At 70.0% G+C, this 14,032-nt stretch carries 12 protein-coding genes, 1 tRNA gene and 1 pseudogene; 7 read left to right on the forward strand and 7 right to left on the reverse strand.

Features of this window, described 5'->3' with window-relative positions:
• The 3 genes from I0C86_RS07810 to I0C86_RS07820 all read left to right on the forward strand — a co-directional run.
• On the forward strand, positions 1-1,094 hold a 1,094-nt coding region (locus I0C86_RS07810), incomplete at its 5' end, for a class E sortase (protein ID WP_230393757.1).
• 6 nt (positions 1,095-1,100) lie between these two features.
• On the forward strand, positions 1,101-1,394 hold the full coding sequence (locus I0C86_RS07815; protein ID WP_196200538.1) for a hypothetical protein: 294 nt from the start codon (positions 1,101-1,103) through the stop codon (positions 1,392-1,394).
• A 5-nt stretch (positions 1,395-1,399) separates the two neighbouring features.
• On the forward strand, positions 1,400-2,050 hold the full coding sequence (locus I0C86_RS07820; RefSeq protein WP_196200539.1) for an aminodeoxychorismate/anthranilate synthase component II: 651 nt from the start codon (positions 1,400-1,402) through the stop codon (positions 2,048-2,050).
• Between the two features lie 117 nt (positions 2,051-2,167).
• Here I0C86_RS07820 and pknB read toward each other — a convergent pair whose 3' ends face one another.
• The 7 genes from pknB to I0C86_RS07855 all read right to left on the reverse strand — a co-directional run bounded on the left by pknB (position 2,168) and on the right by I0C86_RS07855 (position 11,091).
• On the reverse strand, positions 2,168-3,964 hold the full coding sequence (gene pknB / locus I0C86_RS07825) for a Stk1 family PASTA domain-containing Ser/Thr kinase (protein WP_196200540.1): 1,797 nt from the start codon (positions 3,962-3,964) through the stop codon (positions 2,168-2,170).
• Between the two features lie 19 nt (positions 3,965-3,983).
• Entirely contained in the window at positions 3,984-5,345 is a 1,362-nt protein-coding gene (locus tag I0C86_RS07830) for a serine/threonine-protein kinase (RefSeq protein ID WP_196200541.1), read from the reverse strand.
• A 1-nt stretch (position 5,346) separates the two neighbouring features.
• Positions 5,347-6,852: a peptidoglycan D,D-transpeptidase FtsI family protein gene (locus tag I0C86_RS07835; RefSeq protein WP_196200542.1), complete on the reverse strand. Its 1,506-nt coding sequence runs from the start codon at positions 6,850-6,852 to the stop codon at positions 5,347-5,349.
• Positions 6,849-8,306 (reverse strand): FtsW/RodA/SpoVE family cell cycle protein, encoded by a 1,458-nt coding sequence (locus tag I0C86_RS07840; RefSeq protein WP_196200549.1) that lies wholly within the window; start codon positions 8,304-8,306, stop codon positions 6,849-6,851. Before I0C86_RS07840 ends, I0C86_RS07835 begins: the two co-directional genes overlap by 4 nt.
• 79 nt (positions 8,307-8,385) lie before the next feature.
• Entirely contained in the window at positions 8,386-9,804 is a 1,419-nt protein-coding gene (locus I0C86_RS07845; protein ID WP_196200543.1) for a PP2C family protein-serine/threonine phosphatase, read from the reverse strand.
• Positions 9,801-10,283: an FHA domain-containing protein FhaB/FipA gene (locus I0C86_RS07850; RefSeq protein WP_196200544.1), complete on the reverse strand. Its 483-nt coding sequence runs from the start codon at positions 10,281-10,283 to the stop codon at positions 9,801-9,803. Before I0C86_RS07850 ends, I0C86_RS07845 begins: the two co-directional genes overlap by 4 nt.
• Before the next feature lie 4 nt (positions 10,284-10,287).
• Entirely contained in the window at positions 10,288-11,091 is an 804-nt protein-coding gene (locus tag I0C86_RS07855) for an FhaA domain-containing protein (protein ID WP_196200545.1), read from the reverse strand.
• A gap of 274 nt (positions 11,092-11,365) precedes the next feature.
• Here I0C86_RS07855 and I0C86_RS07860 point away from each other — a divergent pair.
• The 4 genes and pseudogenes from I0C86_RS07860 to I0C86_RS07875 form a co-directional block, all read left to right on the forward strand.
• Positions 11,366-11,448 (forward strand) — tRNA-Leu (locus tag I0C86_RS07860).
• A 111-nt stretch (positions 11,449-11,559) separates the two neighbouring features.
• On the forward strand, positions 11,560-12,633 hold the full coding sequence (locus I0C86_RS07865) for an NAD-dependent epimerase/dehydratase family protein (protein WP_196200546.1): 1,074 nt from the start codon (positions 11,560-11,562) through the stop codon (positions 12,631-12,633).
• A 57-nt stretch (positions 12,634-12,690) separates the two neighbouring features.
• The gene (locus tag I0C86_RS07870; RefSeq protein WP_196200547.1) at positions 12,691-13,497 is read left to right on the forward strand and encodes a WecB/TagA/CpsF family glycosyltransferase; all 807 of its coding nucleotides are present in this window, start codon (positions 12,691-12,693) and stop codon (positions 13,495-13,497) included.
• Positions 13,498-13,588: 91 nt separating this feature from the next.
• Positions 13,589-14,032, forward strand: a pseudogene (locus I0C86_RS07875) (ABC transporter permease); the annotation flags it as partial.

Genomic DNA, 14,032 nt, shown 5'->3' on the forward strand with positions numbered 1-14,032 from the left:
GACAGAGCCAGATCCGTCCGCCCGGCCCCGATGCGACCGGAATGGCCGAGCGGCCCGGCGGAATCGACCGGACCGACAGTCCGACCGCGCTCATCCCGAAGGTCCCGAATCCGGATCCCGGGGCCACCGCCCTGATCCCCACCGTCGCCAACCGGCGGGGAAGCGGCGACGACGGGGCCACCAGGAGCATTCCGCACGTGCCCGGACCGGGTACGCCACGCCGGGACGACATCGAGGCGACGGCCCTCATCGGAGCCATCCCGCCCCCACCGCCCGCCGGTGACGAACCGGACGACGATTCGGCGGCCAAGGCCGAACAGCGCCCCCGACGCGGCGAGCAGGTCGTCCGGCTCCGTCCGGAGCAGACCGGCGAGGGCTACAAGAGCGTCTACTCCGAACTGACCCGACCGTCGATCGGCTCCCGGATCCGCACCGGAATCCGGACCACCGGAGAGGTGCTGATCACCTTCGGGCTGGTGGTGCTGCTCTTCGCCGCGTACGAGGTCTGGGGCAAGTCCACGATCGTCAACGCGCACCAGGACGACCTGACCCAGGAACTGGCCCAGCAGTGGGGGGACCCCGATCCGACCGTCGGGCCGACCCCCACCGCCACTCCCTCACCCGACAAGCCGGTACGTGGCAAGCCGATCGCCGGGCTCTACATCCCGAAGCTGGACAAGCACTGGGTCGTGGTGGAGGGGGTCACCCAGAAGGACATCCGGTACGCGCCGGGCCACTATCCGCAGAGCGCGCTGCCCGGCCAGATCGGGAACTTCTCGGTGGCCGGTCACCGGAACCGGGCCACGTTCTGGCGACTGGACGAACTCGACGACGGCGACCCGATCGTGGTCGAGTCGAAGACCACCTGGTACGTCTACCAGGTCTCGCAGACCCGCATCGTCAAGCCGAGCCAGGTCGAGGTGGTGGCTGCCGTACCGGGCAAGCCCGGAGTCAAGGCCAAGGACGCGATGCTGACCCTCACGACCTGTAACCCGAAGTTCGACAACTATCAACGGTTGATCGTGCACGCGAAGCTGGTCCGGACCGAGCCGAAGACCCCGGGCGCACCCAAACCGGTCGAGTTGGGCGGCTGACCGACGATGTACGGATGGATCTGGCGGAAGTTGCCGTTCGGGCTTCCGGGCAAGCTGGTCGGCTCGTTACTGATCACCGCCAGCCTGCTGGCCCTGCTCTGGTACGTCGTGTTCCCCTGGGCCGAGCCGCTGCTGCCGTTCGACGACGTCCAGGTCACCCAGGACTCCGGGGTGCCGGGCGGCGACACCGGGGGCAACGGCGATCCGGGAATCGAGGTTCCCGAGCCGACCGGCGACGGCCACGAGTTGCCGTACGACACGGAAGAGAACAACACTCCGCCCCCGAGCCCCACCAGGTAGGCCCGATGCGCGTCCTCGTGATCGACAACTACGACTCGTTCGTCTTCAACCTCGTGCAGTACCTCGGTCAGCTCGGCGCCGAGTGCGAGGTACGCCGCAACGACGAGGTCGACCTCGCCGAGGTGGGCCGGCTCGACGTCTCCGGGGTGCTGCTGTCACCCGGCCCCGGCACACCCGACCGGGCCGGGATCTGTCTCGACGTGATCCGGGAGTACGGCGGCGAGCTGCCGATCCTCGGCGTCTGCCTGGGCCACCAGGCCATCGGTGCCGCGTTCGGCGGCACCGTCACCCGGGCTCCCGAGCTACTGCACGGCAAGACGTCCGAGGTCCGGCACCGCGCCGAGGGCGTGCTGGCGGGGTTGCCGGATCCGTTCACCGCCACCCGCTACCACTCGCTCGCGGTGCTGCCGGAGACCCTGCCGGCCGAGATCGAGGTGACCGGCTGGACGGAGTCGGGGGTGGTGATGGCGATGCGCCACCGGACCCTGCCGATCGAGGGCGTGCAGTTCCATCCCGAGTCGGTGCTGACCGAGGGTGGTCATCTGATGCTGGCGAACTGGCTGGCTGTCTGTGGCCTGCCAGCCGCACTGGAGCGTGCTCCCGCCCTGGCCGCCGAGGTGGACGCCCGGCGGCGCTCGGCCTTCGTCACCGTCTGACCCGGGCCTGTCCGGCCGGTTCGCCGAGCGGCGGTCGGCCTCGCCGGGCGCGGCGCCGGCCGGCGCCGTGCCCGCTCAGCGCGTCTCCGCCTCAGCGCGTCTCCGCACCGTGCCCGCTCAGCGCGTCTCCGGCCGGTTCGCCGGCGGGTTCAGCGGCGGGAAGAGCCCACCGCCGGTCCCGGGCGACGTCGTCTGGGTGGGCGTGGTCGGCGGCGGGTTGTTGGGCTCTTCCTCGGGAACCGTGACGGTGATGGTTACGGTGCTGCCGGTCGCCTTCTTCTCGTTGGCGCGCGGGTTCTGGGACTGCACCTCGCCGGCCTGGTTGCGGGGCACCTCGTTGCCCTCGACCACCCGCACCTCGAAGCCCGCCCTGTCCAGGGTCTCCCGCGCGTCCTCCTCGGACTGGCCGACGACGTTCGGCACCGAGACGACGTTGCCCCTGGAGACCTCGACGGTGACCGTGCTGCCCTTCTCGACCTCGCGACCCCCAGGCGGGTCCACCTTGGTGACGATGCCCTTGGGCTCGTCGCTGTTCACTTCTTTCTTGACGACCACGAGGTCGAGGTCCTTCAACTGGCCCTCGACGGAGTCGAACTTCGATCCGACCAGGTTGGCGGGAATCTTCACCTTGCCCGGGCCCGCGCAGACCACGATCTGGACCTCGGTGTTCGGCTCGACCTTGCTGGCCGCCGGCTGGCTCTGCCCGGTGACCTGCCCGATCTTGCAGGTGTCACTGGTGTCCGGATTGCCGGCCACCGGTGTGAGACCGACCTGCCGCAGCGTGTCCTCGGCGACCTGCTTGGTGCTGCCGACGACGTTCGGCACCTCGACGGTGGCCTGGTTGCCACCGCCCTTGTTGTTGATCAACAGGGCGGCGACCAGGGCGATCACCGCGAGCACACCGAGGCCGCTCAGCGCGGCCAGTACCCAGGCCGACGCGCGGCGTCGCCGGGCGTCCCCGACCCGGGCCGGCGGCATCGGCCGGTTGCCGCCCTGCATCGGGCGGGTCGCCGTCTGCGACATCGCCATCGTCTCGTCCTCGCGCATGACCGGGGTGGCCATGACCGGGCGGCCAGCCGCCGCGCGGAGCAGGTCGGCGCGCATCTCGCCGGCGCTCTGGTACCGGTTCAGCGGGTTCTTCGACAGCGCCTTCAGCACTATCGCGTCGATCGGCGGGGTGACGTCCCGGTTGATGTCGCTCGGTGCCGGCGGATCCTCCCGGACGTGCTGGTAGGCGACGCTGACCGGGCTGTCGCCGACGAACGGCGGATGCCCGCAGATCAGTTCGAACAGCACGCAACCGGCCGCGTAGACGTCGGAGCGGGCGTCGACCGCCTCGCCCCGGGCCTGCTCGGGCGAGAGGTACTGGGCAGTACCGATCACCGCGCTGGTCTGTGTCATCGTGGTCGCCCCGCTGGCCAGCGCCCGGGCGATGCCGAAGTCCATGACCTTGACCTGGCCGTTCAGGGTCATCATCACGTTGCCGGGCTTGATGTCCCGGTGGATGATGCCGTGCCGGTGGCTGAACTCCAGGGCGGCGCAGACGTCCGCGGTGATCTCCAGTGCCCGGCGGGGCTGTAGCCGGCCCTCGGCCGCGAGCACCTCCTTGAGGGTCCGTCCGTTGACGAACTCCATCACGATGAACGGCAGCGTCTCGCCGGTGGGCGCGATCTCCTCGCCGGTGTCGTAGACGGCGACGATCGCCGGATGGTTCAGCGAGGCCGCGTTCTGTGCCTCGCGCCGGAAACGCATCTGAAACGTGTCATCTCGGGCCAGATCGGTACGAAGCATCTTAATCGCGACATCACGGCCGAGCCGGAGGTCACGCCCCCGGTGTACCTCGGCCATGCCGCCGTAACCGAGCAGCTCGCCGACCTGATACCTGCCACCCAGCAGGCGGGCCTGCGCCGTCATCTCGTCAGTCGTCCTTCGCTCATCTGGTCACCCCGCCGGGATACACGACTCGCTCCACCTGACGGTACGGCGCACCGAGCGGCCCGTCGCGTCCGTCTTCCGACCGCAATACCGATATCGCCGCTTTCTGCGATGGCATCGCGCTGTTGCTGTCGTTGCTCTTCCGCCACTGAAAGGCAATCACGCCGGAGCAGATCAGTACCAACAGGCCCAGTACGACGAGAAGCACGATCACCAATGAGCGGTTCCCGGGCTGCGGCGCCGACGACGGCACCGGATGCCTCGGGTACGAGTATGCCGGTTCCGGTCGAGGCCGGACCGGCTGCGGCACGGCGGCGGCCCCCCGGCTGTATCCGCCCGCTCCGGCGACCGCACCGGCCGGCGGGCGCGACATTGGCGCGGCCGGCGAATGCGGCGCGACCCCGGCTCCGGGCGGCGGCACCCGGGTTGCCGACGGGATCCCGGCCGGACCGTGCTGCGGAACGGGCTGGGCCGGGCCGGCGGGCCGCTGCGGCGGTACGGGCACCGTGCCGAGCGGCCGGGCCGGCTGCCCCGACCCGGTGCCGACCGTGGCGGCCGCCTGCCGGGACACCGCGGCCAACTCGGCGGCACTCTGCCAGCGGGCTCCGGGGTCCTTGGCCATCGAGCGCTCGACGATCGCCCGGATCGCGGGCGGGATGTCCCCGGGCAACTGCCGGGGAGTCTCCCGGACGTGCTTCATGGCGATCTCGATCGCACTGTTGCCCTCGAACGGTCGACGGCCGGCGAGGCACTGGTAGGCGACCACGCCGAGTGCGTAGACGTCGGAGGTGGGGGTGGCGACCGCGCCGGCCGCCTGCTCCGGCGAGATGTAGGACGCGGTGCCGAGCACCGAGCCGGCAGCGGTGAGCTGGCCGACCATGGCCGAGCGGGCGATGCCGAAATCGGTAAGCACCAGCGTGCCGTTCGGCCGGACCAGGAGGTTTCCGGGCTTCACGTCGCGGTGCACGATGCCCTTGTCATGGGCCGCCTGCAACGCGTCGGCGGCCTGCGCGACCAGTGCCATGGTGCGGGCCGGGGTGAGCCGGCCGACCCGGCCCAGGGTGCGGGACAGGGCGTCACCCTCGACGTACTCCATCACGAGGAAGGCGATCTGCTGGTCGCTGCCGTAGTCGTAGACGTCGACCACGCCGGGGTGGTTGATGGTCGCCATGGTCCGGGCCTCACCCCGGAACCGCTCGGCGAAGCCGGGTTCGTCCAGCAACGCCGGCAGCAGGATCTTGACCGCCACCGTACGGCCGAGCACCTCGTCGGTACCCCGCCACACGTCGCCCATGCCGCCACCGGCGATCCGCTCGTCGAGCCGGTACCGGCTACCGAGCAGCACTCCGGGCTTGAGCATCTCACCGACCTCCCCGGTCGGCGATGACCGCGCGCATGATCTCCCTGCTGATCCGCGCCGCCTCGGCACTACCGCCCGAGCCGGCGTCCTCCAGCAGCACGCAGACCGCGGAGACCGGCACCCCGGCGCTGTTGATCGCGAAGCCGATGAACCAGCCCTGGTCGCCGTTGGTGCCGCCGGTCTCGGCGGTGCCGGTCTTGCCGCCGACCCGGTAGCCGGAGATCTTGGCCTTGGTGCCGGTGCCGCTCTGCACCACGCTGACCATCATGTCCTGAAGGTCGCGGGCGACCTGGGGGCTGACCGGCTCGCGCAGCTCCTTCGGTACGGCGGTGTAGTAGTCGGTGGTGCGGTCCGGGCCGAGCTGCTGCTGCACGAGGTACGGCCGCATCTGCCGGCCGTTGTTCGCCACCGCGGCCGCGATCATCGCGCCCTGCAGCGGGGTCATCCGCACGTCGTTCTGCCCGATCGAGGACTGGGCGAGCGTCGGCGGGTCGTCCCGACCGTCCGGAGTCTGCATCGAGCCGGTACGGCTGGCCGCGACGGCCTGGCCGGCACCGTTGAGCCGACCCACGGCCAGTTCCTCGTCCTCGAAGCCGAACTTCCGGGCCTCCGCCTTGAGCTTCTCGGCACCGAGCGTGACGCCGAGCCGGGCGAAGCCGGTGTTGCACGACTCGGTCAACGCCTCTTTCAGGGTCACCTGCGACTCGGGGCAGATGCTCGTCGCCGCGTTGCGGATCGGCACGCCGGCGGTCGGCGCCAGGTAGCTCGGCCCCGCCGGGATCTGGGTGCTCGGGGTGTACCCGTTCTCCAGCGCGGCCGCCGAGGTGATGACCTTGAAGGTGGAGCCCGGCGGCAGCGTCTCGGCGAGCGCCCGGTTCTTCAGGGGGCCGTCCTTGGCGTTGTCCAGCTGCTTGTACGCCGCCTCGGCCTTCTTGGAGTCGTGGTCGACCAGCGGGTTCGGGTCGAAGCTCGGCATGGAGACGAGCGCCTGGATCGCCCCGGTCGCCGGGTCGATCGCCACCGCCGCGCCCCTGGTCACGTTCTTCTCGTTCTCGGCGAGTTGCCGGAACGCCATCTCCTGGGCCCGTGGCGAGAGGGTCAGCAGGATGTTGCCGCCGGCGGTCTGGTTGCCGGTGAACAGGTCCCGTACCCGGTCGGCGAAGAGCTGGTCGCTGGTGCCGGCGAGGAACTCGTTCTCGCTCTTCTCGATGCCGGTGTCGGCCAGGTTGACCGGCTTGTAGCCGAGCGCGTGGGCGTACAGCTCGCCCTTGGGGTAGGAGCGGAGGTACTTCAGCTCGCCACCGGTCTCCCGGCTGGTCGCCAAGGGGGTTCCGCCCGCCTCGATGATGCCCCGCTTGCGCTCGTACTCGGCGACCTGCACCCGACCGTTGTAGTCGCTGGTGCGGTACTCGTCGGCCTTGTAGGCCTGTACCCAGTTGAGGTTGGCGAAGAGCAGGCCGAACAGGACCATCACGACGACGCCCACCCGGCGCAGAGGTGCGTTCACGGTCTGATCACCTCCGTTGTCGCGCCGTGCAACTGGGGCGGTGGAGTCGCGGGTGCCCCGCTGGGCCGAGGGCCGGTGCCCGTCTCGACGGGCCGGCGCGCGGCGTCGGAGATCCGCAGCAACGTCGCCACCAGCAGCCAGTTCGCCATCAGCGACGAGCCGCCCGCGGAGAGGAACGGCGTGGTCTGACCGGTGAGCGGGATAAGGCTGCTGATGCCACCGATGATGACGAAGAGTTGCAGGCAGAGCGTGAAGGAGAGTCCACCGGCGAGCAGCTTGCCGAAGGAGTCCCGGACGGCGAGCGCGGCCCGCAGGCCCCGCTCGATGATCAACAAGTAGATCACCAGCAGGGCGGAGAGGCCGAACAGGCCGATCTCCTCACCCATCCCGGCGAAGATGAAGTCGTTGTGCACCTCGGGGATCTGGGTCGGCTGGCCGCCACCCGGCCCGGTCCCGAACAGGCCGCCCGTGCCGAGCCCCAGCAGCCCCTGCAAGGGCTGCCAGCCGGCGCCGTACGCATCGCCGTACGGGTCGAGCCAGATCTCCACCCGGGTGTAGAAGTTGGCGAACGGGCCACCGACGGTGCTGCCGAGGAAGTAGGCGAGGAACGCGCCGCCGAAGAAGAGCAGCAGACCGATGATCAGCCAACTGACCCGTTCGGTGGCGATGTAGAGGGTGACCACGAACATGCCGAAATAGAGCAGCGAGGTGCCGAGGTCCTTCTGGAAGACCAGCACGCCGAGACTGATGATCCAGACCACGACGACCGGCCCGAGGTCCCGGCCACGCGGGAAGTCGACGCCCAGGAAGCGCCGGCTGGCCAGCGACAGCACCTCGCGCTTGCGTACCAGGTAATAGGCGAAGAAGACCAGCAGCGCCAGCTTGGCGAACTCGCCTGGCTGGATCGTGAACCCGCCGACGCTGATCCACAGCTTGGCGTCCGACTGCGGGTTGACCTGCGAGTAGCGGGCCGGCAGCACCGCCGGGATGATCACCAGCACGATGCCGGCCAGGCCGAGGGTGTACGCGTACCGGGAGACGGCCCGGTGGTCGCGCATCAGTACCAGCAGTCCGGCGGCCAGGATCACCGAGGCCAGCGTCCAGGCGAGCTGCCGCCCGCCGGTGCCGGAGAAGATCGCGAAGTCGGCGCGCTCCTCGGGCGCGGCGTTTGCCAGGTCCAGCCGCCGGAGGAAGGCCACGCCGAGACCGTTGACCAGGGCGACCGCCGGGACCAGCACCGGATCGGCGTACGGGGCCAGGAAGCGGACCACCAGGTGCAGGGCGAGGAACACCGCGCCGACCGCCGCGATCGGCACCCAGAAGTCCAGCGTCACGGTGTCGAGGAGGTTGGCCTCGACCGTCGCCGCGTACGCCGCCACCACCGCCATCGCCAGCAGGAGCAGCCCCAGCTCGGCGTTCCGCCTGGATTTGGCGGCCACCCGGACGCGTGGCATCTCGCCCGTGGGTGCGGGCGTCGATGCCGATCCAGGTGGGGCGGTCACGATGATTCCCTCGGATCGTCGGAGCTGACGCTCACTCGATCGACCGGCATCCCGCGGGGTCGATGACCGGCGGGATCGGGTCGGACGGTGGCGCGTCGGGCGTACCCGCCGGGGTGGCGGTTGCTCGCGCGGTCGGGTCGGGGGTGGCGCTCGGCGTGGCCGGTGGTGGCGTGGTGGCGCTCACCGTGGGTGTGCCACCCGGCGTGGCGCTCGGCGGGCAGATCGGCTTCAGGTTGGGGTTGCCCGGGTCGTCGTTGGTCAGCTCGGCGAGCCGACGTTCGGCGTCGGGCTGGTCCTTCGCCTGGATGCCCTGCTTGACCTGTTCCTGGGCGGCGTCGGTCAGGTCGTCCAGCTCGGTGGGGCTGGTCGCGTGCACCTTCGACAGGTCGAGCCCGGCGATCCGGCCCGGCACTCCCTGGAAGACCGCCAACTGCCCGTCGTCGGTGGCACCGACGTAGTACTGCTGCTGGGTCACGCTCCAGCCGAACCAGAGTCCGCCGCCGACGAGGCCGAGCAGCGCCACGAGCATCAGGGCGGTCCGCAGCGGACGCCGACGGGGCCGCTCGGAGTCCTCGTCGCCGCCCTGGTCGGAATCGGTCTGCTCCGGACTGGCCGGACGGGGCGGGGACAGCGCGGAGGCACGGGCCGCCGGCGTCGAGTCGTCGGCCGAGGTCGCCATCCCGCGATCCCGGGCCGCCGCGCCGCCGACGATCGGCGCCGCTTCCAGGATGTCCTGGTCGGTCGCGTCGGCGATGATCACGGTGATGTTGTCGGGGCCACCGCCGCGCAGCGCGAGCTGCACCAGCCGCTCGACGCACGCCTGTGGATCCTGGTGGTTGCGCAGCGTGTCCCCGATGGTCTCCGCGCTGACGACTCCGGAGAGCCCGTCACTGCAGATGAGGTACCGGTCGCCGGGCAGCACCTGGCGGACCGAGTATTCGGGGTCGATGTCGCGACCGTCCAGCGCCCGGGTGAGCAGGGACCGCTGTGGGTGACTACTCGCCTCCTCCAGGCTGATCCGGCCCTCGTCGACCAGCATCTGGACGTACGTGTCGTCCTTGGTGACCTGGGCGAATTCGCCCTCTCGGAGCAGATATGCGCGGGAGTCACCGATGTGCACCATACCGATCTTGCTGCCCGAGAACAGCAGAGCGGTGAGCGTCGTGCCCATCCCCTCCAGATGCGGATTGGCGTCCACGGTGTCGCGCAACTGCTGGTTGGCGGTGTCCACGGCGGACCGCAGGGCATCGACGAGGGAGTCCCCGGGGACATCCTCGTCGAGCGGGGCCATGGCACCGATGACGATGTTGCTGGCGACGTCACCGGCGGCCATTCCACCCATGCCATCGGCCACGGCGAGGAGCCGTGGCCCGGCATAGACGGAGTCTTGATTGCCGTCTCGGATCAGCCCGCGGTCGCTGTGCGCCGCATAACGCATGGTCAGAGTCATGGCCGTAATTCGAGGGAAGTGCGGCCGATTCGGATCGGCACGCCGAGGGGGACGGGGGTAGGTCCGGTGACCTTAGCGCGATCGAGGTAGGTCCCGTTAGTCGAGCCGAGATCTTCGACGAACCACTGTCCGGACCGGGGCACGAGCCGGGCGTGCCGGGCCGAGGCGTAGTCGTCGGTGATGACCAGCGTCGAGTCCTCCGCCCGGCCGATGGTGATCTGCGCCTCGCCGAGGGTTATCCGCGTACCGGCGAGCTGGCCGGCGGTGACGACCAGTTGGTGGGCCGCCCGTCCCCGCTTGACCTTCGCCGGTTTGGTGTTCCCGAGCACGGCCCCCACCCCGCGCGGCGCGGCGACGAGGCGGCTGGACCTCGCTCCCGCGAAGAGGTCCCGACGGATCACACCAACCACCGTGAACACGAAGATCCACAGCAGGACGATGAACCCGATCCGGGCGACGGTGATGACGAATGGGGGCAAGGCGTCAACCGTCCACGCGGAACGTCAGGGTGGTCGTACCGAGCTGGATCATGTCGCCCGGGTTCAGCGCCACGGCCGAGACCCGCTGGCCGTTGACCATGGTGCCGTTGGTCGACCCGAGGTCGGTCAGCACCACCTGGGCGCCGTCGAAGTCGAGCCGCGCGTGCCGGCGGGAGATGCCGACGTCCGGCAGTCGCAGGTTGGCCTGGTCACCCCGGCCGATCACCGTGGAGCCCATCTGCAACGGGTACGTCCGTCCGTCGCCCGAGACGAGCCGGATGTTGCGCCCACCGCCACCGTGTCCGGGTGGCGGACCGTAGCCGCCCCCCTGGTCGTACGGCGGGTAGCCGGGCTGGGGTCCGCCGGGCTGGTCGTACGGCGACGACTGGTGCACCGGTGCCACGTCGCCACCGGTGTAGACCTCGGCGGTGACCCGGAACATCCCGGTGTCCAGGCCGTCCCCGCGCTCGATCTCGACGATGACGTCGCCGTAGACGGTCCACGCCTGCTCGCCGATGAATTCGGCCTGGGACTGTGCCAGTTCCTGGGCCAGCGCGGCGGCGTACGGCGCCAGCCGACTGTGGTCATATGGTGAGAGATCGATCACGTAGCGGTTAGGTACGAGAGTGCGCCCGCCGGCGAGGATCGCCTTGTGCGCCTCCGCCTCCCGCTGCATCGCGTTGAGGATCTCGACGGGGTGCACGACCCCTTTGAACACCTTTGCGAAGGCCCCCTCTACCAGGCCCTCCAGACGCTTCTCAAAGCGTTGCAGCACGCTCACCGGCTCCTCCTCGGGTTCCGAGGACATGATGGTATCCGGCCGTTGCACATACGGCTCGCACGCCGCTCGGCCGCCTGCTGCCGGCCTCTCTCAGCAGCCGGGTTTTGTCGTGCTACTCTTCCATCCGCCGCGAGCGGTAACGTTCACGGCGGCAGTAGGGACAGCGTAGTATGTCCCGGCACATGCCGAAGAGTGGCCTCCGGACAGAATTGTTATGGTCCTGTGGCACGCTCGGAGGATGAACCGGGTCGGTCCGTGGTTCTCAGGCGAGAACACGGGACGGCGCGGATCAGCCTCGCAAGGGGAAGTGGCGGAATGGCAGACGCGCACGGTTCAGGTCCGTGTGCCCGAAAGGGCGTGGGGGTTCAACTCCCCCCTTCCCCACCGCTACGAGGGGCTCCGTGGTAACACGGGGCCCCTCGTTCATATCGGGGCAAAGGCGCCACCGCGCTATGCTCCGGTGGTTTCCGACCCGAGGCGAACCAGGAGTGACGTGTGAGTGTCGCGTTGGTGACCGGATCCGGTGGCCTGATCGGATCCGAGGCGGTCCGGCACTTTGCCGGGCTCGGGCTGGCCGTGGTCGGTATCGACAACGACATGCGCAGCCGGTTCTTCGGCGCCGAGGCGTCGACCGCCTGGAACGTGCTGCGGCTGACAAGTGATCTCGGCGACGCGTACACGCATCACGACGTCGACATCCGCGACCGGGACGCGCTGGCGGGAATCTTCCGGCGGTACGGCCGCGACATCGCTGTGGTGATCCACACCGCCGCACAGCCGTCGCACGACTGGGCCCTGCGCGACCCGTTCACCGACTTCGACGTCAACGCGGGCGGCACCCTCAACGTCCTGCAGAACGTGCGGGAACACTGCATCGACGCCCCCGTCATCCACTGCTCGACGAACAAGGTCTACGGCGACCGGCCGAACAGCCTTCCGCTCGAGGAGCAGGAGACCCGCTGGGAACTCGCGGTGGACCACCCCTACTTCGACGGCATCAAGGAGGACATGTCGATCGACGGCTCGTTGCACTCCGTCTTCGGCGCCTCGAAGGTGGCCGCCGACGTGATGGTGCAGGAGTACGGCCGCTACTTCGGCATGAAGACCGCCTGCTTCCGGGGCGGCACGTTGACCGGTCCGGCGCACTCCGCCACGGAACTGCACGGCTTCCTCGGGTACGTCATGCGGGCCAACATGGAGCGACGGACGTACAAGATCTTCGGCTACCAGGGCAAGCAGGTCCGGGACGCGATCCACAGCCACGACGTGGTCGCCGCCTTCGAGGCGTTCTTCCGCAACCCGCGCTCGGCGGCGGTCTACAACCTGGGTGGTGGGCGACACTCCAACACCTCGATGCGGGAGGCGTTCGCCCTGGCCGAGCAGATCACCGGCCAGGAGATGACCACCGAGTACCACGAGGCCAACCGGGTCGGCGACCACCAGTGGTGGATCGGCTCCAACGCCGCGTTCCAGCGGGACTATCCGGGCTGGAAGCAGATCTACGACGTACCGATGATCCTCCAGGAGATCCACGCCGCCAACGTCGACAAGTGGGTGCCTGTACCGTGAGCGCCCCAACCAGTCGACGCGAGGAGAGGCCGTGAGCGGGCGCAGCGAGGAGAGGCCGTGATCTCGCGGGGTAAGCGCAATGTGCTGGGCGTGCTGGTCGACGCGATCGACTACGAGGCGGCGACCGAACAGGTGGTGGCCGCCGGGCGTGAACGCCAGTCGCTGGCGCTGACCGCGCTCGCCGTGCACGGGGTGATGACCGGGGTGCTCGATCCGGCACACAACGCCCGGCTCAACGCGTTCGACGTGGTCACCCCGGACGGGCAGCCGGTCCGGTGGGCGCTCAATCTGCTGCACCGTGCCGCGCTCGCCGAGCGGGTCTACGGACCCGACCTGACGCTGAGCGTGCTGTCCCGGTTCGCCGACGAGGGCATGCCGGTCTACCTGTACGGGTCCACCGACGACACCCTCGCGCGGCTGGTCCCGCAACTGGAGCGGATGTTCCCGGCGCTGAAGATCGCCGGTGTGGAGTCGTCGAAGTTCCGGCCGGTGCGACCGGGCGAGGACGCGGAGATCGCCGACCGGATCCGGGCGTCCGGCGCCCGACTGGTGCTTGTCGGTCTCGGCTGCCCCCGGCAGGAAGTCTTCACCTACGCCATGCGGCCCCTGCTCGACATGCCGCTGATGGCCGTCGGTGCCGCGTTCGACTACCACGCCGGACTGCTCCGGAAGCCACCGCCGTGGATGCAGCGGGTCGGCCTGGAATGGCTGTGGCGGTTCGGCCTGGAGCCGAAGCGGCTCTGGCACCGTTACATGGTGCTCAACCCCGCGTACGTGGCCCGGCTCACCGCGCAGCGCCTCGGGGTCTGGAAGGCCCATCCCCCGGCCCCGGCGAACGAGCGCCCGGAGACCTTCGCCGTCTGAGCGGCTCCTCGATCGGGTAGGGCTGTCCCTACCCGGGAGATGCCGGTCGCCGGGAGTGTGCCGGACCGCCGGCTCCGATTGACTCGGAGTCATGCTGACGCTCGCCGTCCAGACCTTCCGAAGCCGCTGGACCGCGTTCGTCGGTACCTTCCTGGCGCTCGCGCTCGGCGTCTGCCTCCTGGCGACCACCGGGCTCACCCTGGCCGCCAGCGTCGGTGGAACGGATCGCGCCCCGCAGTGGTACCGGAACGCCGATGTGGTGGTCGCCGGCCCGAACACCGTCTCGGTCACCACCGGCACCGGCGACGAGCGGACGACCTCGACAACGAGGACCGCGTACTCCGCTCCGCTGCCGGCCGACCTGCCGGCCCGGCTGGCCGCGCTGGCCGGAGTCGCCGAGGCGGTACCCGCGCACCAGGCCCCGATCGAGGTGGCCGGGACCGCCGGGACGGCCCGGCCGTGGTCGGCCGCCGCGCTCGGCGCGTACGCCGGGCTGGCCGGCGGTCCTCCGACGGCGGACGACCAGGTCGTGCTC

It is taken from the genome of Plantactinospora alkalitolerans (assembly GCF_015690345.1).
GTDB classification, from domain to species: Bacteria; Actinomycetota; Actinomycetes; order Mycobacteriales; family Micromonosporaceae; genus Plantactinospora; species Plantactinospora alkalitolerans.

What these genes read in the sequence shown, in the direction of transcription:
- I0C86_RS07815 (WP_196200538.1), top strand. Translation starts at nt 1,101, where the DNA reads ATGTACGGATGGATCTGGCGGAAGTTGCCGTTCGGGCTTCCGGGCAAG.
- I0C86_RS07820 (WP_196200539.1), top strand. Translation starts at nt 1,400, where the DNA reads ATGCGCGTCCTCGTGATCGACAACTACGACTCGTTCGTCTTCAACCTC.
- pknB (WP_196200540.1), bottom strand. Translation starts at nt 3,964, where the DNA reads ATGACGGCGCAGGCCCGCCTGCTGGGTGGCAGGTATCAGGTCGGCGAG.
- I0C86_RS07830 (WP_196200541.1), bottom strand. Translation starts at nt 5,345, where the DNA reads ATGCTCAAGCCCGGAGTGCTGCTCGGTAGCCGGTACCGGCTCGACGAG.
- I0C86_RS07840 (WP_196200549.1), bottom strand. Translation starts at nt 8,306, where the DNA reads ATGCCACGCGTCCGGGTGGCCGCCAAATCCAGGCGGAACGCCGAGCTG.
- I0C86_RS07845 (WP_196200543.1), bottom strand. Translation starts at nt 9,804, where the DNA reads ATGACTCTGACCATGCGTTATGCGGCGCACAGCGACCGCGGGCTGATC.
- I0C86_RS07855 (WP_196200545.1), bottom strand. Translation starts at nt 11,091, where the DNA reads ATGTCCTCGGAACCCGAGGAGGAGCCGGTGAGCGTGCTGCAACGCTTT.